24 protein-coding genes are annotated in these 25209 nt (G+C 43.1%); 10 read left to right on the top strand and 14 right to left on the bottom strand.

Annotated elements, in window-relative coordinates:
• Positions 1-2: 2 nt before the first annotated feature.
• From prmC to C8D84_RS07895, 4 genes are all read left to right on the top strand, one after another.
• Positions 3-920, top strand: coding sequence for a peptide chain release factor N(5)-glutamine methyltransferase (gene prmC / locus C8D84_RS07910; RefSeq protein WP_109591313.1), 918 nt, complete (start codon positions 3-5; stop codon positions 918-920).
• 35 nt (positions 921-955) lie between these two features.
• Entirely contained in the window at positions 956-1750 is a 795-nt protein-coding gene (locus tag C8D84_RS07905) for a HesA/MoeB/ThiF family protein (protein WP_109591310.1), read from the top strand.
• Between the two features lie 86 nt (positions 1751-1836).
• Positions 1837-3189, top strand: coding sequence for an ABC1 kinase family protein (locus C8D84_RS07900; RefSeq protein ID WP_109591308.1), 1353 nt, complete (start codon positions 1837-1839; stop codon positions 3187-3189).
• 94 nt (positions 3190-3283) lie between these two features.
• Entirely contained in the window at positions 3284-4540 is a 1257-nt protein-coding gene (locus C8D84_RS07895; protein WP_109591306.1) for a YbfB/YjiJ family MFS transporter, read from the top strand.
• Here C8D84_RS07895 and C8D84_RS07890 read toward each other — a convergent pair.
• Entirely contained in the window at positions 4537-5025 is a 489-nt protein-coding gene (locus C8D84_RS07890) for an Lrp/AsnC family transcriptional regulator (RefSeq protein ID WP_045447764.1), read from the bottom strand. The two genes, C8D84_RS07895 and C8D84_RS07890, sit on opposite strands and share 4 nt — an antisense overlap.
• Positions 5026-5243: 218 nt before the next feature.
• Here C8D84_RS07890 and leuA point away from each other — a divergent pair, with 218 nt between their 5' ends.
• Positions 5244-7028 (top strand): 2-isopropylmalate synthase, encoded by a 1785-nt coding sequence (gene leuA / locus C8D84_RS07885; RefSeq protein WP_109591305.1) that lies wholly within the window; start codon positions 5244-5246, stop codon positions 7026-7028.
• 259 nt (positions 7029-7287) lie between these two features.
• Positions 7288-7908: a hypothetical protein gene (locus C8D84_RS07880; protein WP_109591303.1), complete on the top strand. Its 621-nt coding sequence runs from the start codon at positions 7288-7290 to the stop codon at positions 7906-7908.
• 111 nt (positions 7909-8019) lie between these two features.
• On the opposite strand, the gene accC is transcribed toward C8D84_RS07880, so the two are convergent.
• The 5 genes from accC to C8D84_RS07855 all read right to left on the bottom strand — a co-directional run bounded on the left by accC (position 8020) and on the right by C8D84_RS07855 (position 13721).
• Positions 8020-9381 carry an acetyl-CoA carboxylase biotin carboxylase subunit gene (accC, locus tag C8D84_RS07875; RefSeq protein WP_109591301.1) on the bottom strand — a complete coding sequence of 454 codons (1362 nt, stop codon included), beginning with the start codon at positions 9379-9381 and terminating at the stop codon, positions 8020-8022.
• 154 nt (positions 9382-9535) lie between these two features.
• Positions 9536-9964, bottom strand: a complete 429-nt coding sequence (gene accB, locus C8D84_RS07870; protein WP_109591299.1) for an acetyl-CoA carboxylase biotin carboxyl carrier protein — start codon at positions 9962-9964, stop codon at positions 9536-9538.
• 250 nt (positions 9965-10214) lie between these two features.
• Positions 10215-11582, bottom strand: a complete 1368-nt coding sequence (locus C8D84_RS07865; RefSeq protein WP_109591297.1) for an MATE family efflux transporter — start codon at positions 11580-11582, stop codon at positions 10215-10217.
• A 455-nt stretch (positions 11583-12037) separates the two neighbouring features.
• Entirely contained in the window at positions 12038-13078 is a 1041-nt protein-coding gene (locus C8D84_RS07860; RefSeq protein ID WP_109591295.1) for a hypothetical protein, read from the bottom strand.
• Positions 13079-13226: 148 nt separating this feature from the next.
• Positions 13227-13721 carry an EVE domain-containing protein gene (locus C8D84_RS07855; RefSeq protein ID WP_109591293.1) on the bottom strand — a complete coding sequence of 165 codons (495 nt, stop codon included), beginning with the start codon at positions 13719-13721 and terminating at the stop codon, positions 13227-13229.
• A 276-nt stretch (positions 13722-13997) separates the two neighbouring features.
• On the opposite strand from C8D84_RS07855, the gene hemW reads away from it, so the two are divergent.
• Complete coding sequence (gene hemW / locus C8D84_RS07850; RefSeq protein WP_109591291.1) at positions 13998-15296, top strand: radical SAM family heme chaperone HemW; 1299 nt, start codon at positions 13998-14000, stop codon at positions 15294-15296.
• Positions 15297-15408: 112 nt separating this feature from the next.
• Here hemW and C8D84_RS07845 read toward each other — a convergent pair whose 3' ends face one another.
• Entirely contained in the window at positions 15409-15549 is a 141-nt protein-coding gene (locus tag C8D84_RS07845; RefSeq protein ID WP_045447789.1) for an entericidin A/B family lipoprotein, read from the bottom strand.
• A 302-nt stretch (positions 15550-15851) separates the two neighbouring features.
• Here C8D84_RS07845 and C8D84_RS07840 point away from each other — a divergent pair, with 302 nt between their 5' ends.
• Positions 15852-16424, top strand: a complete 573-nt coding sequence (locus C8D84_RS07840; RefSeq protein WP_045454970.1) for a tRNA (cytidine(34)-2'-O)-methyltransferase — start codon at positions 15852-15854, stop codon at positions 16422-16424.
• 92 nt (positions 16425-16516) lie between these two features.
• Here the strand turns inward: C8D84_RS07840 and C8D84_RS07835 are convergent, their stop codons facing one another.
• The 4 genes from C8D84_RS07835 to tusD form a co-directional block, all read right to left on the bottom strand.
• Positions 16517-16888 carry a TusE/DsrC/DsvC family sulfur relay protein gene (locus C8D84_RS07835; RefSeq protein WP_109591289.1) on the bottom strand — a complete coding sequence of 124 codons (372 nt, stop codon included), beginning with the start codon at positions 16886-16888 and terminating at the stop codon, positions 16517-16519.
• Positions 16885-17244 carry a hypothetical protein gene (locus C8D84_RS07830; protein WP_109591287.1) on the bottom strand — a complete coding sequence of 120 codons (360 nt, stop codon included), beginning with the start codon at positions 17242-17244 and terminating at the stop codon, positions 16885-16887. Before C8D84_RS07830 ends, C8D84_RS07835 begins: the two co-directional genes overlap by 4 nt.
• A 114-nt stretch (positions 17245-17358) precedes the next feature.
• The gene (locus C8D84_RS07825; protein ID WP_045454966.1) at positions 17359-17682 is read right to left on the bottom strand and encodes a hypothetical protein; all 324 of its coding nucleotides are present in this window, start codon (positions 17680-17682) and stop codon (positions 17359-17361) included.
• 71 nt (positions 17683-17753) lie between these two features.
• On the bottom strand, positions 17754-18170 hold the full coding sequence (tusD, locus tag C8D84_RS07820) for a sulfurtransferase complex subunit TusD (protein ID WP_211181263.1): 417 nt from the start codon (positions 18168-18170) through the stop codon (positions 17754-17756).
• A gap of 217 nt (positions 18171-18387) precedes the next feature.
• On the opposite strand from tusD, the gene glnE reads away from it, so the two are divergent.
• On the top strand, positions 18388-21267 hold the full coding sequence (glnE, locus tag C8D84_RS07815; protein ID WP_109591285.1) for a bifunctional [glutamate--ammonia ligase]-adenylyl-L-tyrosine phosphorylase/[glutamate--ammonia-ligase] adenylyltransferase: 2880 nt from the start codon (positions 18388-18390) through the stop codon (positions 21265-21267).
• A gap of 283 nt (positions 21268-21550) precedes the next feature.
• A complete protein-coding gene (locus C8D84_RS07810) occupies positions 21551-22480 on the top strand; it encodes a branched-chain amino acid transaminase (protein WP_109591283.1) in 930 nt (309 codons plus the stop codon).
• Between the two features lie 130 nt (positions 22481-22610).
• Here C8D84_RS07810 and C8D84_RS07805 read toward each other — a convergent pair whose 3' ends face one another.
• The 3 genes from C8D84_RS07805 to C8D84_RS07795 form a co-directional block, all read right to left on the bottom strand.
• On the bottom strand, positions 22611-23243 hold the full coding sequence (locus C8D84_RS07805) for a YrbL family protein (RefSeq protein WP_109591281.1): 633 nt from the start codon (positions 23241-23243) through the stop codon (positions 22611-22613).
• A 104-nt stretch (positions 23244-23347) separates the two neighbouring features.
• Complete coding sequence (locus tag C8D84_RS07800; protein WP_109591279.1) at positions 23348-24373, bottom strand: capsular polysaccharide synthesis protein; 1026 nt, start codon at positions 24371-24373, stop codon at positions 23348-23350.
• The gene (locus C8D84_RS07795) at positions 24309-25166 is read right to left on the bottom strand and encodes a glycosyltransferase family protein (RefSeq protein ID WP_109591277.1); all 858 of its coding nucleotides are present in this window, start codon (positions 25164-25166) and stop codon (positions 24309-24311) included. The genes C8D84_RS07800 and C8D84_RS07795 overlap by 65 nt, the downstream gene beginning before the upstream one ends.
• Positions 25167-25209: the final 43 nt, after the last annotated feature.

The raw sequence follows: 25209 nt of genomic DNA, 5'->3' as shown, positions 1-25209 counted from the left end.
TTATGACAGCATCGACCATTCGTCAAATCAAGAAGCACATTCAGCAGTTGACAAATGAGGCTGCAAACAGCAATTTGCCGCCATTTTGGCTCACCGATTGGCTATTATATGTCATCGATAAGCCTGCGATAGCGCTAATCACAGATGAAGGTTACCAGCTAACAGACAGTGAGTTTGAGCAATTCAATGCAGGTGTAACGAAGATGCAGCAAGGAATGCCACTTGCGTATTTGACTGGTCAGCAAGAGTTCTGGTCGTTAAAATTTAGGGTCAATGAGCACACTTTAATTCCTAGGCCTGATACTGAAGTGTTGATTGAGCAAGTATTAGTCTGGATAGCAACTCAACCAAATCATGCAGGTAATAATCAGCCGAAGCGCTTACTTGACTTAGGTACAGGCTCAGGCTGTATTGCGATTAGTCTTGCACATGAGTTAAATACACAGCGTTCAGACAGTAAGGCAGAAAGATGGCAAGTCGTTGCGGTGGATATGTCGCCAGAAGCGCTCAAGGTTGCTCAGCACAATGCAGCTATCAATGATGTTGCTGATATTGAGTTTATACAAGGCAGTTGGTATGACGAGCTGCCCAGTCATGGTGAGCTATTATTTGATGTGATTGTGTCCAATCCTCCTTATATCGATGAGGAAGATGAGCATTTAGCACGCCTTGTAGCCGAACCTATTAGTGCCTTAAGTGCCCCCAATCATGGACTGGCTGATATAGAGCATATCGTAGGACAGGCACCGAAATACTTGCGTGTCGGTGGGCTACTGGCTATCGAACATGGTTTTGACCAAGGTGATGCCGTTCGCAAGTTGTTTGTAGACAGTGACTTCGAATCTGTGCGTACAGTACAAGATTATGGTGGTAATGATCGTGTTACGCTGGGTCAAATTAAGTCATCAGATTTTTGTTAGTAGACTTCTTTAATAATAGGTTATTGGTAATAAATATGGCGCACACATCATATGAAGGGCAGTTGTTGGATGAAGAGCTGCTGCGTTATGCAAGGCAAATATTATTAGACGGTTGGGATATTGATGCTCAACTACGCTTAAAGTCAGCTCGTGTGGTTATGATAGGGGCAGGCGGGCTTGGTTGTCCTGCTTCTGAGACGCTGGTGCGTGCAGGACTTGGGCAAATTCATCTGATAGATGATGACATCATTGAAGCCAGCAACTTGCAGCGCCAAACGCTGTTTTTACCTGAAGATATCGGTAAAACTAAGGCGCAAACAGCTGCGCAAATGTTAGAGCGTATTAACCCTTTAATCACCGCTCGCGGTACAGTTGCAAGACTAAGCGAAGACAATGCTTATAAATTGCTCGACATGGCGACAGGCAAGCCTGATTTGCTTTTAGATTGCACCGATAATTTTGCGACGCGTGATGTCATCAATCGTATTAGCGTGCGCTATAAAATCCCGCTATTATCTGCCTCAGCGATTGCGATGCAAGGTCAGTTGGCGCTGTTTGAGCCGCAACTAAACACTGGTTGTTATCACTGCGTGTTTGGTTCGGTAGTGCTTGATGCAGCGGCTGATGAGCGTACGTGTGCCAACTCAGGTGTGCTAGCGAGTACCACTGCTATCATGGGTAATTTGCAAGCGAATGCTGCCCTGCAGTATTTGGGATTAACCAAAAATCCACTGACAAATAAGCTATTAATATGGGATGGTAGCCAGATGCAGCAACGGCTGATGGGCTATCGCCAAGATGCCGCGTGTCCTGTCTGTAGTAGTTATTAGTGATTGTTCAATAGTAGCTGTGTAGCTTGTCATTATTTATAATCGCCTATTCTCAAAAACCTTTCTTATGACCATAGTTGTTTTTTATGAAAATTCATCGTCCGCATTTATTAAAGCATACCTTCAATGTCATGAACCGTGTTCGCCAAACAGCCAGCGTGGCAGGTTTATCTGCGCTGAGAGTGGCAAAAGGTGAAAAGCCTGATGCCACATTATTAAAAGAAACGTTTGAGCAGTTGGGCACGACTTATATCAAGATTGGCCAGTTTATCGCCAGTACGCCGTCACTGTTTCCACGCGAATATGTAAAAGCTTTTCAGAGCTGTTTGGATCAGACCACGCCACTGTCTTATGCTTATATCGAGCAGGTATTGAAAGAAGAGTTGGCCGTTGATGGCATGACGCTCGCTGATAAGTTCGCCCATATCGACTCAAAGCCACTAGCATCAGCCTCTATTGCGCAAGTGCATGCGGCACGGTTGCATAATGGCGATGAAGTCGTATTAAAGGTACAAAAGCCTGACGTCGAGACCATTATGCAAACGGATTTGGGCGTATTGCATGGGGTGACTAAGTTACTTGAGATCTTGATGCCGTCGATGAAGTTTGCCAGTATTGCGCCGATTATCGATGAGATTCGCCTGCGCATGCTTGCCGAGACTGACTTTATCGCTGAGGCACAAAACATCCGCGATTTTCAGCAGTTCTTAGCCGTATCAGGCAATACACGCGTGGTAGCACCCAAAGTATATGAAGAGCTGACGACCAAGCGTGTACTAACCATGAGCCGCTTGTACGGCGTATCTATGGTAGATGAGTCGCTCATGCGTCAGTATTGTGCTGATCCTGCGCAAGTCATGGCGGATACCTTGAATACGTGGTTTGCCAGTCTCATGCTGTGCAACAGTTTTCATGCTGACCTGCATGCGGGCAATTTGATGTTATTAACCGATGGTCGTATTGGCTTCTTGGATTTTGGTATTGTTGGTAAGCTAAAAGCTGAGAGTTGGCGTGCGTGCATGGGTATGATGCAAGCCATGCAGGACAGTGACTATCAAGCGATGGCGCGCCATATGATTGATATGGAAATGACCCATGGTGGCAATAAAGTCGATGTAGTGGCGTTGGGTAATGATTTGCAGCGTATGATGAAGACTATTATGGCGGAGGACAAGTCCTTTACCAGTGGTGTGCCTTTTAATAGTAAAGAGCAAGCCGATGAGTTAAATAAAATGATGCTTGAGATTGTAGAAGTCGGTAAGCGCCATGGCATACATTTCCCACGTGACTTTGCTTTATTGACCAAGCAGATGCTCTATTTTGATCGCTTTATGCGTACGCTGGCACCTGATATGGATATGTTTAGTGATCAACGCGTACAAATGCTAGGACACACAGAAACAGATGTGACCATGCCACCAACAGTAAACGTATCGTAGTTTTCGCTTGTATGTTTGATTATTAATCCGCTGCTGCTCTTGAATGCTCTAACACAAAGGATTGTGTGCTAATGGCCGCAAAAATGGCTCTGTCATGATGACTGCTCTCAAAAGCCGTGCTTTTCCTCATATTACCAATGAAGCTGCCATTGCCTGTATCGGTATGTACTGCATGGCAGTCGTCATGGGCTATGGACGTTTTTTGTTTACTGCCACCTTACCTGATATTATGGTGCAACTGTCGATTTCAACGACGATTGCAGGCTGGCTTGCCTCTATCAATTACATTGGTTATTTTATCGGTGCCCTCATCGCCATGTTTGTGCCTCAGCGTTCAACGTGGCAAGCGCTGACACTGTGGGCGATTATAAGTGTCGTCACAACGATGCTACTTGTCGTACCTGATATGTCATTAACTCTATGGTATCTCATTCGTCTAATCGCAGGTATTGCAAGCGGTGTAGCGATGATCTTAAGCTCATCGTTTGTGATTCAAAGCTTAAGTCCTGAACGCCGCTCTGTACTGTCGGCAGTACACTACGCAGGTATAGGCGTCGGTATCAGTGCTTCTGCCATACTGACGTGGTGGTTGTTAATATTGGGCTATCATTTTGATGTCATTTGGTTGGTAGCAGGCTTTACAAGTTTACCTCTGTTATGGCTACTCTATGCGGTAAAACCAAGACAAGCACAGGGTTACGACTCGCTGCAGACTGATCCTAAACAGCACGTGTCAGTGTATCAAACCTATTTGAGCTTTAAGCGCGCTTTGTATGAGGCCATTGCTGGTCATCGTAAAACTATTGCTTTGCTGTCAGCGAGCTATGTACTGGCAGGCTTTGGTTATATTACCTCTGCGACTTTTTTGCCAGTCATGGCAGAACAGCGCCTCACGACGCAGACGTATGCTGGATTGCTCATTTGGCTAGTCGTTGGTGTGTTTGCGATGTTATCAAATCCACTGTGGGGCGCACTTGCCAAGCGAATTGGTGAAATCAAAACGTTAATAGGCTTAACGATATTACAAGCATTTGGGATGTGCCTGCCCATATGGTTCGACGGCGCTATTGGTTTGTACGGCAATGCTGCTATTTTAGGTTTGACCTTTGTGGGTATGGTATCGATGACGCTCACTTTGATCAAAAATATCAATCCTGCTTACTCAAATTTGCTGATAGGATTGGCAACTTTGGCTTATGCATTGGGTCAGTTCTTGGGACCATTGGTGACGGTAGCATTGGCAGGGCAGGACGACAATTTCAATGCAGGGTTACTCGTTGCCGCCGCTGGATTGATGGTTGGACTGGTGTTGTTGCTATTGTTTCGTCGACAGCCACCGACTACCATTTAAACCACACTACGATTAAATATTTCTCGCAGCTCAAAACTGGTATGCACTTGAGCGACACCTTCGATACGATTGAGCCTATGTAATAAAAACTCCTCATAATGTGCCATATCGCGTACTCTTACCTTGATAAGGTAGTCTTCCGTACGACCCGTGACAATGCTACAGCTAATGACTTCATCAAAGCTCTGAATCTTACGCTCAAATTGCTCAAAGCGCTCAGCCGTATGGCGATCCATACTAATCGCAATAAAGACAGCGAGCGGGTAGCCAAGTTTCTGCGCATCTGTTTTGGTGTGATAACCCGTGATAATACCAGCATCTTCTAAGCGTTTAATACGGCGTGCACAAGGCGTGGCTGACAGGTTGACGCGTTCGGCAAGCTCGGTGATACTCATACGTGCCTGAGTTTGCAATACGCGCAAGAGCTGTCGATCGATCTCATCAATATCGGCTAAATGTGGACTATCCAGATGACTGTTTGGCATGATCTGTTGCTTTATTAGTGAATTCAGCTAATTATACTGAGTAAATTGTGTTTTTTCACTAAAATAGTGTCATATATTATCAAAGAAAGCTGATTTCTATTGCATAAACTCTGATATTATTATGGTATAAACATTGGTTATCTCGTATGATAAACATTGATCTAATCACCAGCCGTCCAGCTAAAAACATAAATTCCCATATCATCTAAGGATTGATTATGTCTGACCAAGCCAAACGCACTGTAGCCTCAACGACTGCAAAGATTACACCCAAAAATGCCGCTTTTGATTATAAAAAGTATCGTCCATTTGCTTTTGCGCCATCGCTGTCAGATCGTACTTGGCCAAGCAAAACGATTGAAAAGTCACCAATCTGGGCAAGTGTGGATCTGCGTGATGGCAATCAAGCACTGATTGATCCGATGACGATCGAACAAAAAATGCGTTTTTTTAAAACGTTGGTTGAGGTTGGTTTTAAAGAGATTGAAATTGGCTTTCCATCAGCGGCGCAGGTTGAGTTTGATTTTGCTCGCAAACTTATCGAAGAAAATCACGTCCCGGATGATGTGACTTTGCAGGTATTGGTGCAGGCTCGTGAGCATTTGATCGCCCGTACGTTTGAGTCATTAAAAGGCGCGAAGCGTGCGATTGTTCATGTCTATAATTCAACCTGCCGTGTACAACGTGAAAAGGTCTACGGTAAAGACAAAGCTGAGATTAAAGAAATTGCCATCACTGGTGCCAAGCTATTACAGCAGTATGCGGCACAGTATCCTGAGACGGAATGGGTATTCCAGTATTCACCAGAGAGCTTTAGTCAAACAGAAACTGAATATGCTGTAGAAGTCTGTGATGCGGTCTGTGATGTGTGGCAACCACAACAAGGGCAGGAAGTGATTTTAAACTTGCCAGCGACCGTTGAAGCGTCTATGCCCAATGTTTTTGCCGACCAAGTCGAGTATTTCTGCCGTCATCTTGCCCAGCGTGAGCATGTCATTATCAGCTTGCATACGCATAATGACCGTGGCTGTGCGGTTGCAGCAGCAGAGCTTGGGGTATTAGCGGGTGCCGATCGTATCGAAGGTACGCTATTGGGTAACGGTGAGCGCACGGGTAATATGGATATCATGGTCATGGCGATGAACTTGTTTAGTCAAGGTATCGATCCAGAGCTTGATTTTAGTAACATGAGCGAAATTGTACAAGTGGTCAGCGAATGTAACAATTTGCCCTTACATCCGCGTCATCCATACGTCGGCGAATTGGTCTTTACGGCCTTTAGCGGCTCACACCAAGATGCCATCAAAAAATCTCTCGATTATAACGAAAAGCATCAAAACGAGACGGATAACGTTTGGGATGTGGCTTACTTGCCAATTGATCCGGCACATATCGGTCGTAGCTATCAAGATGTGGTACGTATCAATAGCCAGTCTGGTAAAGGCGGTGTGGCTTATATCTTGCAGCGCAACTATGGCTTTAATTTGCCGCGCTGGATGCAAATTGACTTCAGCGGCGTGGTACAGAAGCAAGCTGAATCAGCTGCTCGTGAGTTGCAGAATGATGAAATTTTACAAACCTTTGAAGACACGTATCTACAGCAAGGCAGTTTTGAGCTATTAGATTATACGGTCAATAATAAAGGCGGTGAAGTCTACTTTACTGGTCAAGTACAAATGAATGGGGACATCATTAATATTGATGGCACTGGTAATGGTCCATTATCATCGTTTATAGACGGCCTTGCCCAGCATACTGGTAAATCTATCCATGTTATTAATTACGCTGAGCATGCGATTAATCCGCAGCACAATAGCGGTGATGGCATCGATGATGATACCAATAATGACAACAAAACTAATGCGAATGCGGCGGCTTATATCCAACTAAATGTAGATGGTGAGGTTTATTCTGGCATTGGCACTTGTAGCAGTACTGTATCAGCGATGCTTAAAGGCGCATTATCAGCGTTTGCTCAAGCAGTTAGTACTGCCACTGCTTAATGTTTTTATGATCGTTTTGATAACTTGTAGCTATAACGCTGTCGCTTCTTGTCTTTGGCAAGTAAAGCGATGGCGTTATTTTTTGCATGAAAAAAGACAGTCTATATGCAGAAAGTAGACATTTATGACTATCGCCTATCTTGCAGTTGGCTAAAGCATCACGACTGATAGCATAATGTTACTTGTGTTTTTGATGTCTAAGACTTACGCTAATGTACATAACTCATACTATTATATTATTATAAACAAAAGGTTAATTATGGAACCTATCTCACTTGCTTCATTTTCATTGGCTGCTATTTTGGCGTCATTGCCAGTAAATGGCGAAGTGGTCACTAAACCAACTATTACCACTCATATCAGCCCAGCTATCGCAGGACAATGGGAAATCGACTTAGACAGTAGTATCACGATGACCAAAGAAGCCAAAGCCAGACAAGCTGTAGCAAAAGAGCTGAAACAGACAAAAAGTGATGAGCCAGAAGTGACTGCTGGCACAGAAGGTGGTGTCCTTGTGCAAAGTGAAAAGCGCGTCCTTAATATTAAGCCAAATACCAACAACCAGTTAAAGGTCTCTGCTAAAAAAGCAAACCAGTGCCGCGAGCTGTATAATTTTGCGGCCGATAATGAGATGTGGGCAGTGAGTGGCAAAGAGTGGACATATGGTCGTTACCTAATCACGCACCGCGAAGAAGGGTTGCCCATTATTGCGCTAAAAACAGTCTATGACAACAATGAGGTAGATTGTTCAGGTAACCAAATCGACCAAACTGACGAAGCGTTGATTGCGTTTTTAAACCACGATGGCAACCAAATGCAGTGGTGTGCGGATCCTGATGGTAATGAATGCTTTATGAATTTTAATAGAGTGTTACCGTAGCATTCTCTTTATTTATAAAACTTAAAACCATTTTTTCTAAAATAGAAACATAAAAAACCGCTATCTAAATAGGTAGCGGTTTTTTTGTGTTTAACAATAAATCAAAGCAGGTTATACATCCGCGTTCTTTTTATTGCCAGTTAGAAGCTCTCTTTCAAGGTAATGAATATTTTGTGCTTCGTGAATAAAATTGTCATCTGCCAAAATAACATCGCGATGCAGCGGGATATTGGTTTTAATACCTTCAATCACCAATTCATCGAGTGCATGCAGCGTCTTAGAGACGGCTTGCTGGCGCGTTTGACCATGGCAAATAAGCTTGCCAATCAATGAGTCATAATAGCTTGGAATCTCGTAGCCCGGGTAGAGGTGCGAGTCAAAGCGTACACCAGCACCACTGGGGGCAAATAACTGAGTGACTGTACCAGGACAAGGCATAAAGGTGGCTGGATCTTCAGCATTGATACGACATTCAATGGCATGGCCTTGAATCTCAATCTCGCTTTGACGATAAGACAAACCGTAGCCTGCTGCGATTTTTAGCTGCTCGACGACCACGTCGATGCCAGTAATCATCTCAGTTACCGGGTGTTCAACTTGCACACGAGTATTCATCTCAATAAAAAAGTATTCATTATTTTCAAATAAAAACTCAAAAGTACCCGCACCGCGATATTTCACCAACTCACATGCTTTGACGCAAGCGTCTAAGATAGGCTGACGTACATCGTCAGGGATATCAGGCGCAGGGGCTTCCTCTAATACTTTTTGGTGGCGACGTTGCAATGAACAATCTCGATCATATAAGTGAATGGCATTACCATTACCATCGCCAAGCACTTGTATCTCTACGTGGCGCGGATTTTGTAGGTAGCGTTCCATATACACGGTATCATCACCAAACCACAGCTCAGCTTCTTGCTTAGCAGCCTGTACTTGCCCAATGACTTCTTCGAAGCGCTCAACCACGCGCATACCGCGACCGCCGCCGCCAGAAGCTGCTTTAATCAATAACGGGAAGCCGATATGATGTGCTTGCTCTTCAGCATTATGCAACGTTACCGCGCCCACTGAACCAGGGACGGTCGGTACGCCAGCTTTTTTCATCGCATTAATAGCAGAGACTTTATTGCCCATTAATCGAATATGGTCAGCATTAGGACCAACGAAAGTGAGACCTGCTTCTTCGACGCGTTCAGCGAATTCAGCATTTTCAGCCAAAAAACCATAACCCGGATGGATAGCATCGGCACCAGTGATTTCAGCTGCGGTTAAAATAGTATTGATATCAAGATAGCTTTGATTGGCATTGGGTTTGCCAATACAGATTGCCTCATCAACAAAGCGCAGGTGCATCAAGTTTGCATCAGCTGTAGAGTAGACACCGACGGTCTCTATGCCAAGGGCTTTGCAGGCTCGAACGATACGTAGGGCAATCTCACCTCTATTGGCGATGAGCAGTTTTTTTATCATGGGGTCATCCTTGTCGAAGCGGCGGTCATTGATAGAGTCGTTATTTTAGGCACTATTAAATTGAGCTACAATAAAGATAAAATAACTCAAGAAAAAATGCCAAATGATAACGAAATCTCTATCATAATGAGGTAAAGGTTGGTAAATAGTGTCGTTAAGCTTTATAGCGTATGACGGGTTGACCAAACTGTACCACTTCGGAATTATCGACTAATATTTCGTCAACGACACCACTTTGCGTCGCCTCAAGAGGATTCATAATTTTCATGGCTTCGATGATGCCCAATGTGTCACCAGCTTGCACCTTTTGTCCGACCTTTACGAATGGCGGATCATTAGGGCTAGGGGCTGAGTAATAAACACCAACCATCGGCGATGTCTCAACGCTACCCGCTTTTACCGCTGGCTTTGCTTCAGCAGTGATAGGGGCAATGCCAGCAGCAGGTGCGGCCATCATGGTCGGTGCAGGCGCATCATAGTGACGAGTTAAGCTGATATGTTCATCATCTGAGCTGATTTCTAAATTAACCAGTTCACTTTCTTCCATGAGGGCGATTAGGGTGCGTATTTTTTCAATATCCATAGTTTTAATTTTGCCTTCTACTAATTTCAAGAAATAGTGTAACTAAATATTGTGTAGGTAATTGCTAATGATACCTATATTCATGGCAATGAGCAATCGATGTACAGTTGTTAACTGAGTTTTTTTACATATTATGACGTAAGCATTTCTTACGAGTAAGAAATGCTTAATGATTTATCATAGTCTATGTGACCATGTAGCGCTAGTCATGGTTAGTAGATACTGCATTTACATCAGTATAGCTGCTGCATTAACCCCACATCGCCGTCAGACGCTTTTGTTGATAGCGCAGGCGTAGGGTGAGTAGAATAGACGATAAGAATAAACCCGTAATTAATGCCATCCAAAACCCTTGTGCGCCTATATCGGTGAAGCGCACCATATAAACACCGAGTGGCAATGCCACCAGCCAGTAACAAAACAACGTGACCCACATTGGGATCGTGGTGTCTTGCATGCCGCGCAATATACCAGCGACGTTGACTTGCCAGCCATCGAACAGCTGATAACCAAGGGCGAAAATAAGTAAATGCATAGATTGCGTGATAACGGCTGGGTTATCAGAGAATGCGGCTGCCAATTGCGGCCTAAATAGCCAAATACCAAGCATACACGTGAGTGCAATCAATACTGTCCAGATAAGACCAGTGGCTTGCACTTGACGTAACGCCATGAGGTTTTTTTCGCCAAAACGATTGGATACCATGATTGTCAATGCCATCGCGACCGATATCGGAATCATAAACAGCTGGGAGGTCACCGCTAATGCCACCTGATGTGATGCGGTTGCTAGCTCACCTAATGGACTGATAACAAGAGCGCCCAAGCTGAACAAACTGGCTTCAAAAAAGATAGAGATACCAATCGGAATACCAAGTTTGAGGAGCTTTTTAATCTGTTCACGATTAGGACTGGCAAAGGCATAAAAGAAGCGCGTGCTGGCAAACTGCTGTCGCTTAGTAAAGCTGGTATAAGCCGCCAGTAATAAAACATTTATCCATAACACAATAGCCGTTGCGACCCCGCAGCCTGCGCCGCCCATTTCAGGCATGCCAAACAGACCGTGGATAAAAATATAGTTAAGGGGAATATCGGCAAGTAGTCCGATGATACTAATCACTGTCACCGGCTCAGGTCGCCCAAGTGCTTCGCAATAACTGCGTAGTACCGCATAGACAGCCAGAGCGGGAAAACCAAACGACACGCCATGCAAATACTGCGTTGCTATCGGTTGGATGTTTTCAGGCACACCCATGACCCCAAGTACATTGGGTGCTAAATTAACGATGATAAAGCCCATAATACCAATGACACTGGCGGTCCATAAAGACTGCTGCGTGATATGTGGCACTTGATGGTGCTTATTTTGACCGATCGCCTCACCAATAAGAGGGGTGGTGGCGATTAAAATACCAGTGGCTAATAAAAACAGCGGTAGCCAAATACCAGAGCCAACGGCGACGGCAGCCAAATCAAGCGCGGAGACTTGACCTGCCATGATAGCATCGACCACACCAAGTGCTGCTTGGCAAAACTGAGTAATTAAAATAGGAAGCGCGAGCACGCCTAAGCGTAAGCTGTAGCTTTTAAAATCTCTAAAAGATAATGGGAAAACCATAGTGAGCAACTTTTTATTCTTTGCGGTAATTATGATAGATGAGCAAATATTGCCATCAACAAAACAATAGCGAGACGGTCATACCATGACCAAAAACTTGAGCAGAAAAGCAAATGAGGACACGCCCTAAGCACGTTTAACCAAGCCAATCCAGTTTTTTGGATGGATGTAAAAGGGGGAGTCGTGCCGACGATAATACTCCGATAAATAATATGAGCAAGCCCATATAGACAGAGTATGCAAAAAAAGGCAGGCACAAAAATAAAAATAACCCGTCAATCCAAGCAGTGGATTGACAGGTCATAAATAAATAGAATGGTAAAGAAGCCACGCTATGATGTCAACGCTTTAAAAGCATTGTATTGATCTTAAAAACTGACTGTGAAAGGTAATCGATTCCATAAAGTATGCACTTGACGATAACCGTTCTAACTTATAGGCACATCAGCACATATTTATAGCGACTCAGGCAAATCTTGTACCACTGCTTGATAGCCAATCAAGGTATTATTGGCATCAAATGCTTGCACGACAATCACGTAATTGGTGGACCTGGCTGGAATGACAGGGGCAAACTGTGTTTCAAGATTACTTAATATCACATTCTGCACATAGCCGTTGGCACCAGACTCGGCTTTGTTGACATCAATTTGGCTGACCAGTAAATACTTGGTATTGGCAGGATTTTGCCAAGTGACGGTCTTTTGACTGCCATTACCGATGACATCAAGAGTCATTTTGCCCAGACTATAATCAAGTGGGTACGTCTTAAAATTAGAGCGATCGCTGATGGTGTAGGTGACGTTGCAATTTTTTTCGCTACTGGTTAGTTTTTTACCGCCAAGGCCATCCTGATACTCAAAGCTACCTCTCCAAGGTGATCCTGCTTCTTTTTCCTCAAAGCTCCCCGCAAAGGTGGTTAATAAGTTTGGTGTTTCTACGCCCAAATCATTGACATATTTAATGTCTAAAAACGCTAACGTATCGAGACTGCCTGTTATTTTACCCGCGATATAGTTGTCAACCTTAATGGCTGAGTTGATACCCAAAGTATTGTTTTCTTGGCAGGCTTGCTGCTGATAACTAACGCTCCCATCGACGCTGCCAGCGCCATCTTTACTGATGTCAAAGTAGACGGCACCGATATCGATATCGTCGCTGTCACCATCGTCAATCTCAATGAAGTGTCCGACATATAAACCGCCGCGACCGCCTTCTGGGGTTATTTTATCCAAGAAATTATCGAGTGATTCTTCTGGTAAAAATACCGACTCCAAAATCTCAGCCATGGATTTTTCATCATCGCTCAGCTTATTTTCGACTTCTTTATACTTCTTTTTGACTTTGTCTTCCAAACGATCATATTCATTGTTCACCTGATCTTCTATTCGGTCATATTCCTCTTTGACCTTGTCCCCGTCACTGCCACAGGCGCTAAGAGTAAGACTGAACATGCTGACAGTTAATACAGATAATAGTAGTTTGGGTGCGCTCATAAGCGGGTCCTGATAATGGGAATGAAGGTGTGATAAAGAAGGTCGAGAAATGAATTGTTGAGCATAAATCGCAAATATAGCAAATTTTTTGCAGGCAGCGCATCAATAAGTGTTCGTTGATAACACTAAAAACCTTACTCAATCGTTACTATCTAACCACTGGTTGCTCAGATAGTAGATTAAGTGTTTCTGCCATATCCATAATGGTGTACCAGTGTTTGGCGTCTAGTGGAATCACGGTAAGTTGCTCACAGCCTTTTCTCATTAATAGTGAATCCTCAAGTGCGGGTAAAAATTTAAGGGCTGATAGTGGTAGAATATCAATGAACGCTTGCTCAAAAGTGACGTCTACCATATACCAGCGTGGCTCATCTTCGGTGGCAATAGGATCGTAATGACGGTGCTCAGGATGGAACTGGCAAGGGTCAGGGTAGCCTGCTTTGCTTACCCTCATGATGCCAGCGACGCCAGACGGTTTAGCGCTAGAGTGATAAAAGAATACCTTGTCGCCGACCTGCATCTCGTCACGCATGAAGTTACGAGCGCGGTAATTGCGCACACCATCCCAACTGTCGGTCTCTAGGCGTTGCAAATCATCAATACCAAAAAACTTGGGGTTGGACTTCATTAACCAATAAGCCATATCTTTATCCTATTTATCATTATCAGCCATTCATTATTTGCAATATCACTGTATGCAATGTCATTTAATACAATGCCATTTTATGCCATTATTCTTCACTATTTTGCCTATAAAAGTACAGGGTTAACATGCATGTTTGTGACTGATTTTGTTATTGATCGGCTTTTCTTTAAGATAGCCTTTTTTTTAATCACATTAGTCGTTATCCTAGCGCTACTTTCTGCTAGTGACAGCAGTCATCCATTTATGTAACCTTTTTTATAGATACCTTCGTTTATGTCAAATATTAAATCTGCTCATTTTTCTGATAATCTCAGCATCTCTAATAAGACTGCGAGTGGGATACAGGTAAGTGCCATTCCACTGGCGCTTTATATTCATATACCGTGGTGTGTCAAAAAATGCCCTTATTGTGATTTTAATTCGCATGAGCTGCCGATGGATATGCAGCTATCTATGTATGACGAATATGTGGATGCGCTGCTGTCAGATGCTGCCATGCAGCAGTCGTTAACCCAAGCGCGTGAAATTAGTTCAATTTTTATCGGTGGTGGTACGCCTTCACTGCTACCCATTGTGCAATACCAGCGATTGTTTACTGGCTTACGTAGCATCTTTAAGTTTGCTGATGGCATTGAAGTAACGATGGAAGCCAATCCGGGCACGCTTGAGCATGCGCCTTTTTCCCAATATTTAGAGGTGGGTATCAATCGTTTGTCGATAGGTGTACAAAGTTTTGCGGCTGATAAGCTCAAAACCCTTGGTCGCATACATGACTCTGCACAAGCATTGTCAGCGATTCGTGCGGCGCGCGAGGCTGGGTTTGAGCGAGTCAATGTCGATTTGATGCATGGGCTGCCGCAGCAAACGATGAATGAGGCGCTGAACGATATCCAGATGGCGCATGATGCTGGGGCGACGCATATTTCTTGGTATCAATTAACGATTGAGCCCAATACTGTATTTTACCGTAGCCAGCCAATTTTACCAGATGAGGATAACTTGGCAGATATTGAGCAGGCAGGTCAAGCGTTGTTACAGCAATTGGGCTACTGCAATTACGAAGTATCCGCGTGGGCAGGCGCGTCAGATAAGGCATGCCGTCACAATGTGAATTACTGGCAATTTGGTGACTACCTAGCGATTGGTGCGGGCGCGCATGGCAAAGTAACGATTGCTCATGAAGCATTAGCATTAACAGAGAATGGCTTAAAGAATGACTTGCTAGTAGATTCTGGTATTTATCGTTTTAGTAAGTCACGACTGCCTAAGGATTATGTGGATTATCAAGATAACACTGATTCTTCTATTAAACAAAACGCACCAAAAATGGTGGGTTGGCAGGAAATTGATAGTGAGGAGTTGGTCAGTGAGTTTATGCTGAATGCGCTACGTCTACATGACGGCGTCGCTTGGTCGATGTTTACCGCAAGGACAGGGCTTAGTGATGATGATATTGCTGTACAAGTGGCGCAATTGATTACTCAGGGATTGCTGGTAGACAATACTGAACGACTACAGCCAACGCTATTGGGTCAACGTTATCTCAATCAGATATTGCGAGCTTTCTTATAATTGGAGATATTCACGGTGCCTTTAATGTCAGTCTTTACATCGAAAAATAAAGTCATAAAAAAAGGCTTATCAAATAAATGATAAGCCTTTCAAATACGCAAAAAATCAATACTTAGATTTTATTTTGTACGTCTTGTGCGCCGCCAGTAACAGCTTCGCCAGCGCTTGATACGTCTTGGCCCAAACCTTTAAAAGTGTTGCAACCAGTTAGAACAAACATAGCAGTTAAAGATGCGATGATTAATTTTTTCATAATAGAATCCTCAAAAATGGGTCGTTATAAATAATAACAGTGATGCTAAGCATTAGGCTTGAGCCTCACTGAGGGGCTATTGGATAAGATAATAATTGATAAATACTATCTCGATATCCGTTAGAGACATCATAGTGAAAGTTGAAAACTGTGCAAAGTATCAAAATGTAATTATTGGCAGTAAACTGTAACTTTTAATTACCTTTTGCTCAGAAATTCAAATAACCATCATTTTAGTAGAGTCTGTCCACGTTATCTTGGATCGACGATAACACGCAGATTTGACGACTTAAGGAGTCGATATGACCACTCATATTGTGTTGGTAGCGCCAAAAATGCCTAGTAACACGGGCAATATTATCCGCTTATGTGCCAACACGGGCGCGCAGCTACACTTGGTCAGGCCATTAGGGTTTGAGCTTGATGATAAAAAGCTGCGGCGTGCAGGTTTGGATTATCATGAATACGCGCACCTACAAGTACATGATGATTGGGCAGCAGCAAAACTGGCGCTACAGGCAGCGGATTGTCATATTGTCACAGCATTGACCACCAAACTGAGCAAGCCTTTTTATGACTATGACTTTGGTGGGCAACAGATGGCTGCCGAATCTGATCGTGCTTTGATGCCTGAGCAGATACCTAATGTCGCCTTAGTATTTGGCTCTGAAACAGCAGGTCTGGCAGACGATATACGTGAAGATATCGGCGCTGATCACTGGTTGCGCTTGCCTATGCTGGCTGATTCACGCAGTTTAAACTTATCGAATAGTGTGGCGATATGTCTATATGAGGTATGGCGTCAGCAAGGCTTCACTGGTGATGAAGGTCGTAGTATCGGGTATGAGACGTTGACAGTGTACGACCCAAAATAGCCATGCATTTTTTACTGATTGCAGGCGATGATCCAACATTTAGGTATTCATCGCCATTCATAACACCTTATCAATCATATATGCCATATATCTTATAAGCAGTTGGGTGGTTTGGGCAGACCGGCAAGGCGATTGACATGGCGGGCAACCAAGCCAGTGTTGAATAATTGCTGTAGTTTCTGATTGCTGATATCATGCTCTGGCAAGGTTTTCTGTAACCATTTAATCAGTGGGCGCGTGGCTGGTGCGTGATTAAACTGAGTAAAAAATGCCCGTACCTGCTGTAAAATTTGTAAATGCTCAGTTTCTAGATGCACCTCTAGAGTGTTGGCCAATTGCTGAGCGACTTCAGGGGTCCAGATATTATGGTCACATAAATGACCGTCTTGATCCAATTCAACGTTGATTGCCGCTGTTATATCATGATTGGTTATATCGTGATTGATCGTATTATCGTTATTCATAAGGCAATGGTCACTACTTTATCAAACCTCGCATTATTAGCATCGGTATTACTAACACTAGTACTCTGAGTTAGATTGACCCATTCTTCATCGGTTAACAGCCCACTCAACTTGGTCTCTAAATTGAGCTTCGCACTGGTATTGGTACTCAGCTGCGCTACATCATCGGCTAAGGCATAAATATTTGCGATGCCTTGTATTTGACTGTCATTCAAATAGGCATCAAGCCAACTGATAAAAGCCACGGTGCTACCAAGCAAGAGAATACTGTCACCGGTGCGCCATGTCCGTGACATCTCATCGACACTGCGCCTGAGCGTATCCATTGTGCTGTGTATTTGATATAAAGTTGCCATAACAGTGTCCGATTCGTTGCTAGATTTAGGATAAGGCGTGTCCTCATTTTCATCTCTATTTTTAAAATGAGGACACGTCCTAGTATTTAAAGTATTACAAATAAAATGGCGAGGCTAAAAGCGTAGTATTTGCTCAAAGTCTGAAGCGTTCACCACTTCAGGTATCAATGTCAATTGTGAAGCCAAATCAATAGGCAGCATACCCGTGACCCACCCGCTAAAGACATCGTCAGGTAGCCAAGCGGCTGGCATGTCATATAGCTCAAGCGACTGAATCATGCCGTGCAAACGCGACGCAGGCTGCATCAACAAGCCAAAAACAGGCGCATCCAAATACAGCTGTACTTCATGACCAAAGGTGGCTAGCGTTAATGCAAGCGCACAGCCTTCATAACTCGCCATTTCAGTCGGCGTGAGCAGCTGAATTAATAATTTCATGGTTAATTCCTAATCTAATTGGTCGCTGACAGTTATTGTCATAAGATGTAATCTGTCTGCACGGCAAGTCATCAAAATTGCATCAAACGACAGTCGCCTTGCATCATCATCGCAAGCTCACTCAGTCCGACCAGTGAAAAGCCGGTGGCAAGGTTGTCACCATTAAGTTGATGGCGTTTGCTGTTATCCGTGTCGCTAATGCCGCGACTGAGAGCAGTACTGACACAGACAGGCAGCGCTAACTGGAACTGCTCAGCGAGCGTTTGCCACTCTTTGGTTAAATTAATTTGATCCGCCGACTGCCAGCGTAAACCATTGGCCGTATGCGCCGCATCGCCATAAAAAAACACGTTTAAGGTGACATTATCATTGGTATCTTTATTATTGGCGGCATTTATCAGGTAAGCGCGTGCATAGCGTAGCGCTAAATGGGCAAGTGGGTGGCCAGGATCAGCAGTAATCAGAAGCAATGGGGTCATGGTTGTCATAAGAGCTCTTTTCAATCATCTGCGCTAAAGTTGTTTATGCTACCATAAAGCGCTCAAAAGCAAATAGGGTCACTGTCATTAAACGTAGTTTTATATTAAATATCTGACATATTGCGTATCGTTAGTTGATGCTGTGACTGCTTCGTAAGAAAAAACGATAAACTTATGCGCTAAGTTCACGTAGTCTTATCACTCTATGCAAGGAGTTATGTTCCCTATGTCACCCGCTATGCCTTCACGTGCGACCCATGGTACAGATTGTCAGTATACAACCGAACAGCTGCAAATATTGCAGACGGCAAGCGAGTTCGCTTATCAAATTTGGGAGAGTCGAACGGTTTCATGCCAAACGTTTTTACGTAGCTACCCGTTAGATCGAACCTTAACTCGGCAGCAAATCGATGATTTGATTCAAGATTATACGTTAGATGATAATTACCAACTTGCTGATGAAGTGAAGGTGATGAGTGGCCTGCGTCATCTACGTACACTGCTGATGATGCGCTGGATTTGGCAAGATGCCTTACAATTGATAGCGCTTGAGCAATTGACCGACGAGCTGTCTGAGTTTGCAGACGGTTGTATCTCATTTGCCAAAGATTATACCTACCAGTATTTGATTAAACAGTACGGCGAACCAACGTTTGTCAATGCTAAAGGTAACGTGCAAATTGATGACATGGCGATTATGGCGATGGGTAAGCTTGGCGCTCATGAGCTGAACCTATCGAGTGATATCGACCTTATCTTTGTCCATCAGGCTCGCGGTGTAACCAGCGGTGATAAATCAAAAGGCACGCGCAGCATAGATAATAAGCGATTTATGACAAGGCTTGGTCAAGGTATTATTAAATTATTGGATCAAAAGACGGCTGATGGCTTTGTCTTTCGGGTCGATATGCGTCTGCGCCCTTGGGGTGACGGTAGTGATTTGGCTATTCATTTATCCGCATTGCAGAAGTACTTCTCTCAGCATGGACGTGCATGGGAGCGTTTTGCATGGCTAAAAGCGCGAGTAGTAGGGCAGCTAGAACAGCCGTTTTATGATGAGATACAAGCGCTCATCAAGCCCTTTGTTTTCCGTTATTACGTGGATTATAGTGCTTTTTCAGCGCTCAGGGAGATGAAATCGCTTATTCAAAACCAAGTCGCTCAGCGGGAGGATTTGGATAACATCAAGCTGGGTGCTGGTGGTATCAGAGACATTGAATTTATTGTGCAGGCCTTTCAGTTGATTTATGGTGGCAGGCATCCTCAATTACAGGTGAAATCTTGTTTACAAGCAATGCAGGTATTACATAAGCTTGAGTATCTAGAGAGGACTACTTATCAAGAGCTCCAAGCCGCGTATCGTTTTTTACGTCGGCTTGAACACGCCATTCAAGCGATTAATGATCAACAGACTCAGCGCCTGCCACATGATCCGCAGTGGCAGTATAACTTGGCAGTTACCCTTGGGTTTGACGATTGGAACGCCCTGTTAGATACCCTTAACCACCACCGAGACAATGTCAATGTTCCCTTTGAGCGTATGGTGACCGAACGTCAGGTACCGGATCATGAAGACACAGATCTTGAGCCCGAACATCTTGATGAACAGATTGCACGATTGAATGATGTGTTAACGGCAGAAAACCGAGTGCTGTTACAAGATTTTTGGCAATCAAAGATGGTTGCTAACTTAAGTGATGAGGCTCGCGAGCGGTTGGATGACGCTTATCCTGTGATTATCCATGCGTTACTCGCTCATCAAGAGCAGCAGCAATTGGCCAATACCGCTTTGCCGCGTCTCATTACATTGCTCGAAGCGATTTGTCGTCGCTCTATCTATTTGGTGATGATTGCAGAAAATCCCAATGCAACGATTGAGCTGATACCCATGCTGTCGGCCAGTCCTTGGATTGCCAAAGAGTTGGCACATTACCCTGTGCTCTTAGATACTTTTTTACAGCAGCGCTATCGCCACTTGCCGGACAAGCCAGAGTTGCGCGATATTTTGCGTCAACAGCTATTGCGCGTAGAGCCTAATGACGAAGAAGAGCTGCTCAGCGTATTAAGACTATTTAAGAAGAACCAAGTGTTGGCGGTTGCCGCCAGTGATGTATTGGCTGAGCGTCCGATTATGAAGGTGTCGGATTCTCTCACTTATATCGCAGCGGTGGTACTAGAAGCCGCATTAGAACGGGCTTTTGCAGAAATTGTCAAACGCTACGGCTATCCTATTGGTCAAGATGGCGATCCAGTGACCGAGGCAGACTGCGGTTTTGCCATCATTGGTTATGGCAAGCTTGGCGGGCTAGAGCTTTCGTATTCTTCAGATTTGGATCTGGTTTTTTTACACAAAATAAAAGAGCAGGGCATGACCACGGGTGAAAAATCAGTCAGCGGTATGAAGTTTGCTGCCCGTTTGGTACAAAAGCTGATGAACTATCTCAATACCCAAACTCGAGATGGTCGCGCTTATGAGATTGATATGCGTCTGCGCCCCTCGGGTAATGCTGGCATGATGGTGGTGTCTTGTCATGCTTTTGAAACCTATCAGCTAGAAAAGGCATGGTCGTGGGAGCATCAAGCCTTGGTACGGGCACGAGCGATTTGCGGTGACAAACGAGTGACGGCCCGCTTTTGTGATATTCGCCGAGACGTATTATCATTACCGCGCACGATAGAGCAGGTGCGTACAGAAGTCACCAGTATGCGTATTAAGATGCAAAAACATCTGGGCACCAGTCAATGGCAACAACAAGCAGGTAAGTTTCATCTTAAACAAGATGCAGGCGGGATCATCGACATTGAGTTCTTAGCGCAATTTGCAGTATTGGCTTATTCGCATGAGCATCCAAGCCTGACCAAATGGAGCGACAACGTTCGTATTTTTGAAGAAGTGGCATCACTGGGTATTTGGGAGGAGCAAGTCTGCCAAGATTTAACGGATGCCTACCTCAGAATTCGTGCTGCTACTCATCAATTGGCACTATCAGAGCAATCGCTATTGGTGGATGAGTCACTGTGGAAAGAAACACGAGCATTAGTACAAGCGCAATGGCAACATTTGATGGGTGTTAATTTGGCAGATGACGATTCGCCCAATTCTTAAGAAGGTTTTTGCTTATAAATAATAGCCTGTGATACTCAAACTAAAAGATTTCATTTGCTAGCACCGCCAGTGATATAATCGGCGACACATTACGATAAAGCTGTCAGTTGTTGGTTGTTTCTTAGTAAGGATAACACTATATTTTAGCAATAAAAATTGACGCTGCGGTGTTATCATATGATGTTGATAAATACGATTAATCAAAACCTCTAGTCGAAGCATTTATACGTGCGTCGACTATACCTAAAAAAATAGCCGTTAGTGCTAACATAAGGATTATAAAATGAATATGGCAACACAAGATGGTAAGCTTTGGATGAATGGCACAATGATTGAGCAGCCAGATGCCAAAGTCCATGTGCTGACGCATAGCCTGCATTATGGCATGGCTGTGTTTGAAGGTGTGCGCGCGTACCAAACTGCTGATAATCGTACGGCAATTTTTCGCCTAAAAGAGCACACCGAGCGTCTGTTAGGCTCTGCAAAAATCTTTCAAATGAATGTACCGTTTGATGCAGCGACTCTGGAGCAGGCGCACAAAGATGTGGTCAAGCAAAACAACTTGGCAGAAGCCTATATTCGTCCGCTCATTTGGGTCGGTGCAGAAAAGCTTGGTTTATCGTCACGTGATAATAGTATCAATGCGATGGTTGCTGCTTGGCATTGGGGCGCTTATCTGGGTGAAGAGGGTATCAAAAACGGTATCCGTGTAAAAACATCTTCATTTACTCATCATATGACCAATGTGACCATGTGTAAGGCAAAAGCCTCGAGCAACTATCCAGTGTCCATCATGGCCAACCAAGAAGTCACTCGTAATGGCTATGACGAAGCTATCTTGATGGATCCGCAGGGTTATGTCTGCCAAGGTGCAGGCGAGAACTTATTCTTAGTCAAAGACGGTGTGCTGCATACGCCGGACTTAGGTGGCGGCGCGCTAGATGGTATTACCCGTCGTACTATTATTCAGTTCGCTGATGATTTAGGTATCAAAGTCGTTGAGCGCCGTATCACTCGTGATGAGTTTTACTTAGCGGATGAAATCTTTATGACAGGTACCGCCGCTGAAGTGACGCCTATTCGTGAATACGATGATCGTGTTATCGGTAATGGTGGCCGTGGTGAGCTCACTGAGAAATTGCAAACCTTATACTTTGATGTGGTACATGGCCGCAATGAGCAGTATATGGATTGGTTAAGCTTTATTGATTAAGACTAATTCATGAGGTAGTAGGCTTTAATAAAAGACCCAAAACAACTTAGTTGTCTTGGGTCTTTTGCTGTATTTATAAATTGGTTGCGAATAAATAAAGGTCACATTAATAACTATCATGGTTATAATTCTAATGCTTAGTAGAATAATAGCTAATTTTGGATTTTATTTTATTTTCAATCTTTCGAACATTATGGCTATTAATCGTTTTGCTCATTGCCCTAAAAGGAATGAATAATTTTTCACCAATGCCATCAACCAATACAAACTCAGGAATACCTTGTCTGTGCTCGGTATACATAATGCCAGCAATATTAACTTCACCCAATACCACGTGCAATTCACAACACTCATCAAAAAACTTATCTAACGCCTTTGCGTGTGTGTCATTAAAAATATTGGTATTAGAAAGCTCATAAAGTGTCATGGTTGAGCCGCTAGGGTCTATGTCCTTTTCCGCCACTAGACCCAACCCTTTATCCGTTGCGATAAAGCCATATACGGTTTCCATTGGAAACGTAAATCGTTGCTGACCATAGTTATTCTTACAAAGCTGTAAATATTGCAATATCTCTCTGCGAAATTGTTTGTATATGCCCTGAGAATGATGACCGCGCAAGTAATGCTGACCCTTTCTACCACCATTATATGTAGCATGCTCAGGCTTCATTATTTTGATAATCTTATCAGTATCAGATGGGTGCTCATATATATACTTCTGAGTGCCTGCATCTATTCTTTTTAGATTTTGAATTAAAATCATAATAAATCTCAGTTAGTCATATAAAAAATTCAATGAATAGTCTAAGCAAAAGAAAAAGGTGATTTATATTATAGTGACAGTCCGCATTAGTAATAAAGCTGTATTTAAGTGTTTTTTAATAAGTATTCATAGTACGAATCAGGTCTGACTTGTTTAACATAAGACATCTTATGGATACCAGCTTGTGAGACTATGTTTTGATAATCGGCTTCAGCATAAGGGTTATGCAAAGTAGCAACTAATAAATGAGGTTTAGTATCATCGATGATAGGGCATTGATACTGTGCAAGTTTGCCCTTAATGAGCGTGTCAAATAAGATTTGGAAGAAAAAATAATGAGGAATATATTCTTGCGTTTTCCAAAAGTTTAACATCAAATCCAAACACGTATGAATGACCGGATTTTTTTTGTGAGCAAAGATAACGCTATTCAGTAAGTTTACCTTGTGCTTACTATCCCAGTTAAAATAGTAGCTGTTAAATTTATGCCATTGTTGTTTATTATGTGCGTCTGTGGCGCGCTGGTACATAAAAAAACCATTATCCTGTAACATATTAGGCAGAGGTTCGGTGAGATAGATAGTTGCATCCAACCAAACGCCGCCATAAACATCAAGTAATGCTAGGCGTAATAAATCTGCAAAAAATGCCGGTTTAAATCCTGAGAGTGTTTTTTTATCCCAAACAAATTGAGGTAGATCCAGATATTCATGAATATTACTGTCATCTAGCCGAATTATTTTATAGTCTGGACAGTGTTTGTCTATCGATTTGAAATATAATTTAACTGCTTCAGGCAACTGATTTTCATTAATGCCTTGACCCCAATACTGCCAAATTATTTTTTCATCATAAAATTCTTTTTTTGGCTGTAATGAAAAATATTCTAGCTTGTCACTGTAATATAGCTCAATAAAAGATGCCCAACACGCGGCTACTTGGTTTTGTTGCTCAAGATTGGCCTCTTTTTCGAACGCTTTGCGTTTGCTGTGTGGGGTGATTAAGTTATATAGATAACGATAAGGCTTTTTCTTTTTCTTTTTAAGCTGTTTATGGCTCTCACTATCAGAAAAAAAGTGAGGCGATATATTGCTTGAATCGAGTGTTGAGCTTTCTTCGACGTTTGCCATTCTTCTGTTCCCAGTCAGATTTTGTGATTTTGTCATTTGTTTCGGCTCTTAGATAAGCATGTCCGCCAAATCGATAATGTGTCTTATCCGAAAACATTATTTTTGAGCTTTTTTTCCAGTACTCACGCTCACCACGTGTAAAGTATGGAGGCAATATTTTAATGTCTGTGCGCCCTAAAGCAAACTTATTTAGATAACTCTCATCATGCCAAAGAGCAATAATATGTTTTTCTAGATCCGTAATAGTATTTTGATTTAAAGTATTGCTGAAATCTAAGAAAGATTTTGTTTTACCACCAACGATGCCCCCTGCAAAGTAATATTTCCCTTGGTTGTAGGGTATGTAGGCATTGGAGTTAGAATTTCGGTCGTAAGGATATTTGTTTCTACGGCGATGGAACACATGTGGTTGTAAATAAAAAGTGAGACTTTCTTTAGATTTTAATGGCAGCAAGTCTTGCTGAGTTACTATTTTTAGAAACTCCGTATTTCCATTAAAGAAAAAAGTGTAATCAAAAGGTTCGATGAGGTGTCGTGAATTCAAGAACATGTTATAGCGCATAAGGGTGACGTAGGGCCAGATTAGAGCCTCTTGTTTTACTGCTGTAACGTTATTATCTTGTGCATTAAGTGAGTCTATTAATGACTCATCATCGGTAAATATAAAGTAGTGTTTGTGACAGTCGGGAAGTAAGTGTTTTTCAGCAGAGCAATAAAAGTAATCCCAAAAAACGGTATATCGACCAGTGGCAATATATAATATGGCTACAGATGGTTTGTTATCTTCCGTCATTACTTTCCCATTCCAAAATTATTATCATAATAAAATATTTAAC

Source organism: Psychrobacter immobilis, assembly GCF_003148585.1.
GTDB lineage: Bacteria > Pseudomonadota > Gammaproteobacteria > Pseudomonadales > Moraxellaceae > Psychrobacter > Psychrobacter immobilis.
The sequence above is the reverse complement of the archived record's forward strand: the minus strand, read 5'-3'. Positions and strand labels throughout refer to the sequence as shown.

Excerpts from the sequence above, each read along its gene's own strand:
- leuA (WP_109591305.1), top strand. The coding sequence starts at position 5,244 with ATGTCTGACCAAGCCAAACGCACTGTAGCCTCAACGACTGCAAAGATT.
- C8D84_RS07900 (WP_109591308.1), top strand. The coding sequence starts at position 1,837 with ATGAAAATTCATCGTCCGCATTTATTAAAGCATACCTTCAATGTCATG.
- C8D84_RS07825 (WP_045454966.1), bottom strand. The coding sequence starts at position 17,682 with ATGAAATTATTAATTCAGCTGCTCACGCCGACTGAAATGGCGAGTTAT.
- prmC (WP_109591313.1), top strand. The coding sequence starts at position 3 with ATGACAGCATCGACCATTCGTCAAATCAAGAAGCACATTCAGCAGTTG.
- C8D84_RS07835 (WP_109591289.1), bottom strand. The coding sequence starts at position 16,888 with ATGAATAACGATAATACGATCAATCACGATATAACCAATCATGATATA.
- C8D84_RS07830 (WP_109591287.1), bottom strand. The coding sequence starts at position 17,244 with ATGGCAACTTTATATCAAATACACAGCACAATGGATACGCTCAGGCGC.
- C8D84_RS07805 (WP_109591281.1), bottom strand. The coding sequence starts at position 23,243 with ATGATTTTAATTCAAAATCTAAAAAGAATAGATGCAGGCACTCAGAAG.
- accC (WP_109591301.1), bottom strand. The coding sequence starts at position 9,381 with ATGATAAAAAAACTGCTCATCGCCAATAGAGGTGAGATTGCCCTACGT.
- C8D84_RS07855 (WP_109591293.1), bottom strand. The coding sequence starts at position 13,721 with ATGGCTTATTGGTTAATGAAGTCCAACCCCAAGTTTTTTGGTATTGAT.
- C8D84_RS07800 (WP_109591279.1), bottom strand. The coding sequence starts at position 24,373 with ATGGCAAACGTCGAAGAAAGCTCAACACTCGATTCAAGCAATATATCG.
- C8D84_RS07880 (WP_109591303.1), top strand. The coding sequence starts at position 7,288 with ATGGAACCTATCTCACTTGCTTCATTTTCATTGGCTGCTATTTTGGCG.
- C8D84_RS07860 (WP_109591295.1), bottom strand. The coding sequence starts at position 13,078 with ATGAGCGCACCCAAACTACTATTATCTGTATTAACTGTCAGCATGTTC.
- C8D84_RS07895 (WP_109591306.1), top strand. The coding sequence starts at position 3,284 with ATGATGACTGCTCTCAAAAGCCGTGCTTTTCCTCATATTACCAATGAA.
- C8D84_RS07810 (WP_109591283.1), top strand. The coding sequence starts at position 21,551 with ATGAATATGGCAACACAAGATGGTAAGCTTTGGATGAATGGCACAATG.
- C8D84_RS07840 (WP_045454970.1), top strand. The coding sequence starts at position 15,852 with ATGACCACTCATATTGTGTTGGTAGCGCCAAAAATGCCTAGTAACACG.
- C8D84_RS07905 (WP_109591310.1), top strand. The coding sequence starts at position 956 with ATGGCGCACACATCATATGAAGGGCAGTTGTTGGATGAAGAGCTGCTG.
- glnE (WP_109591285.1), top strand. The coding sequence starts at position 18,388 with ATGTCACCCGCTATGCCTTCACGTGCGACCCATGGTACAGATTGTCAG.
- C8D84_RS07865 (WP_109591297.1), bottom strand. The coding sequence starts at position 11,582 with ATGGTTTTCCCATTATCTTTTAGAGATTTTAAAAGCTACAGCTTACGC.
- C8D84_RS07845 (WP_045447789.1), bottom strand. The coding sequence starts at position 15,549 with ATGAAAAAATTAATCATCGCATCTTTAACTGCTATGTTTGTTCTAACT.
- accB (WP_109591299.1), bottom strand. The coding sequence starts at position 9,964 with ATGGATATTGAAAAAATACGCACCCTAATCGCCCTCATGGAAGAAAGT.
- hemW (WP_109591291.1), top strand. The coding sequence starts at position 13,998 with ATGTCAAATATTAAATCTGCTCATTTTTCTGATAATCTCAGCATCTCT.
- C8D84_RS07795 (WP_109591277.1), bottom strand. The coding sequence starts at position 25,166 with ATGACGGAAGATAACAAACCATCTGTAGCCATATTATATATTGCCACT.
- C8D84_RS07890 (WP_045447764.1), bottom strand. The coding sequence starts at position 5,025 with ATGCCAAACAGTCATCTGGATAGTCCACATTTAGCCGATATTGATGAG.
- tusD (WP_211181263.1), bottom strand. The coding sequence starts at position 18,170 with ATGACAACCATGACCCCATTGCTTCTGATTACTGCTGATCCTGGCCAC.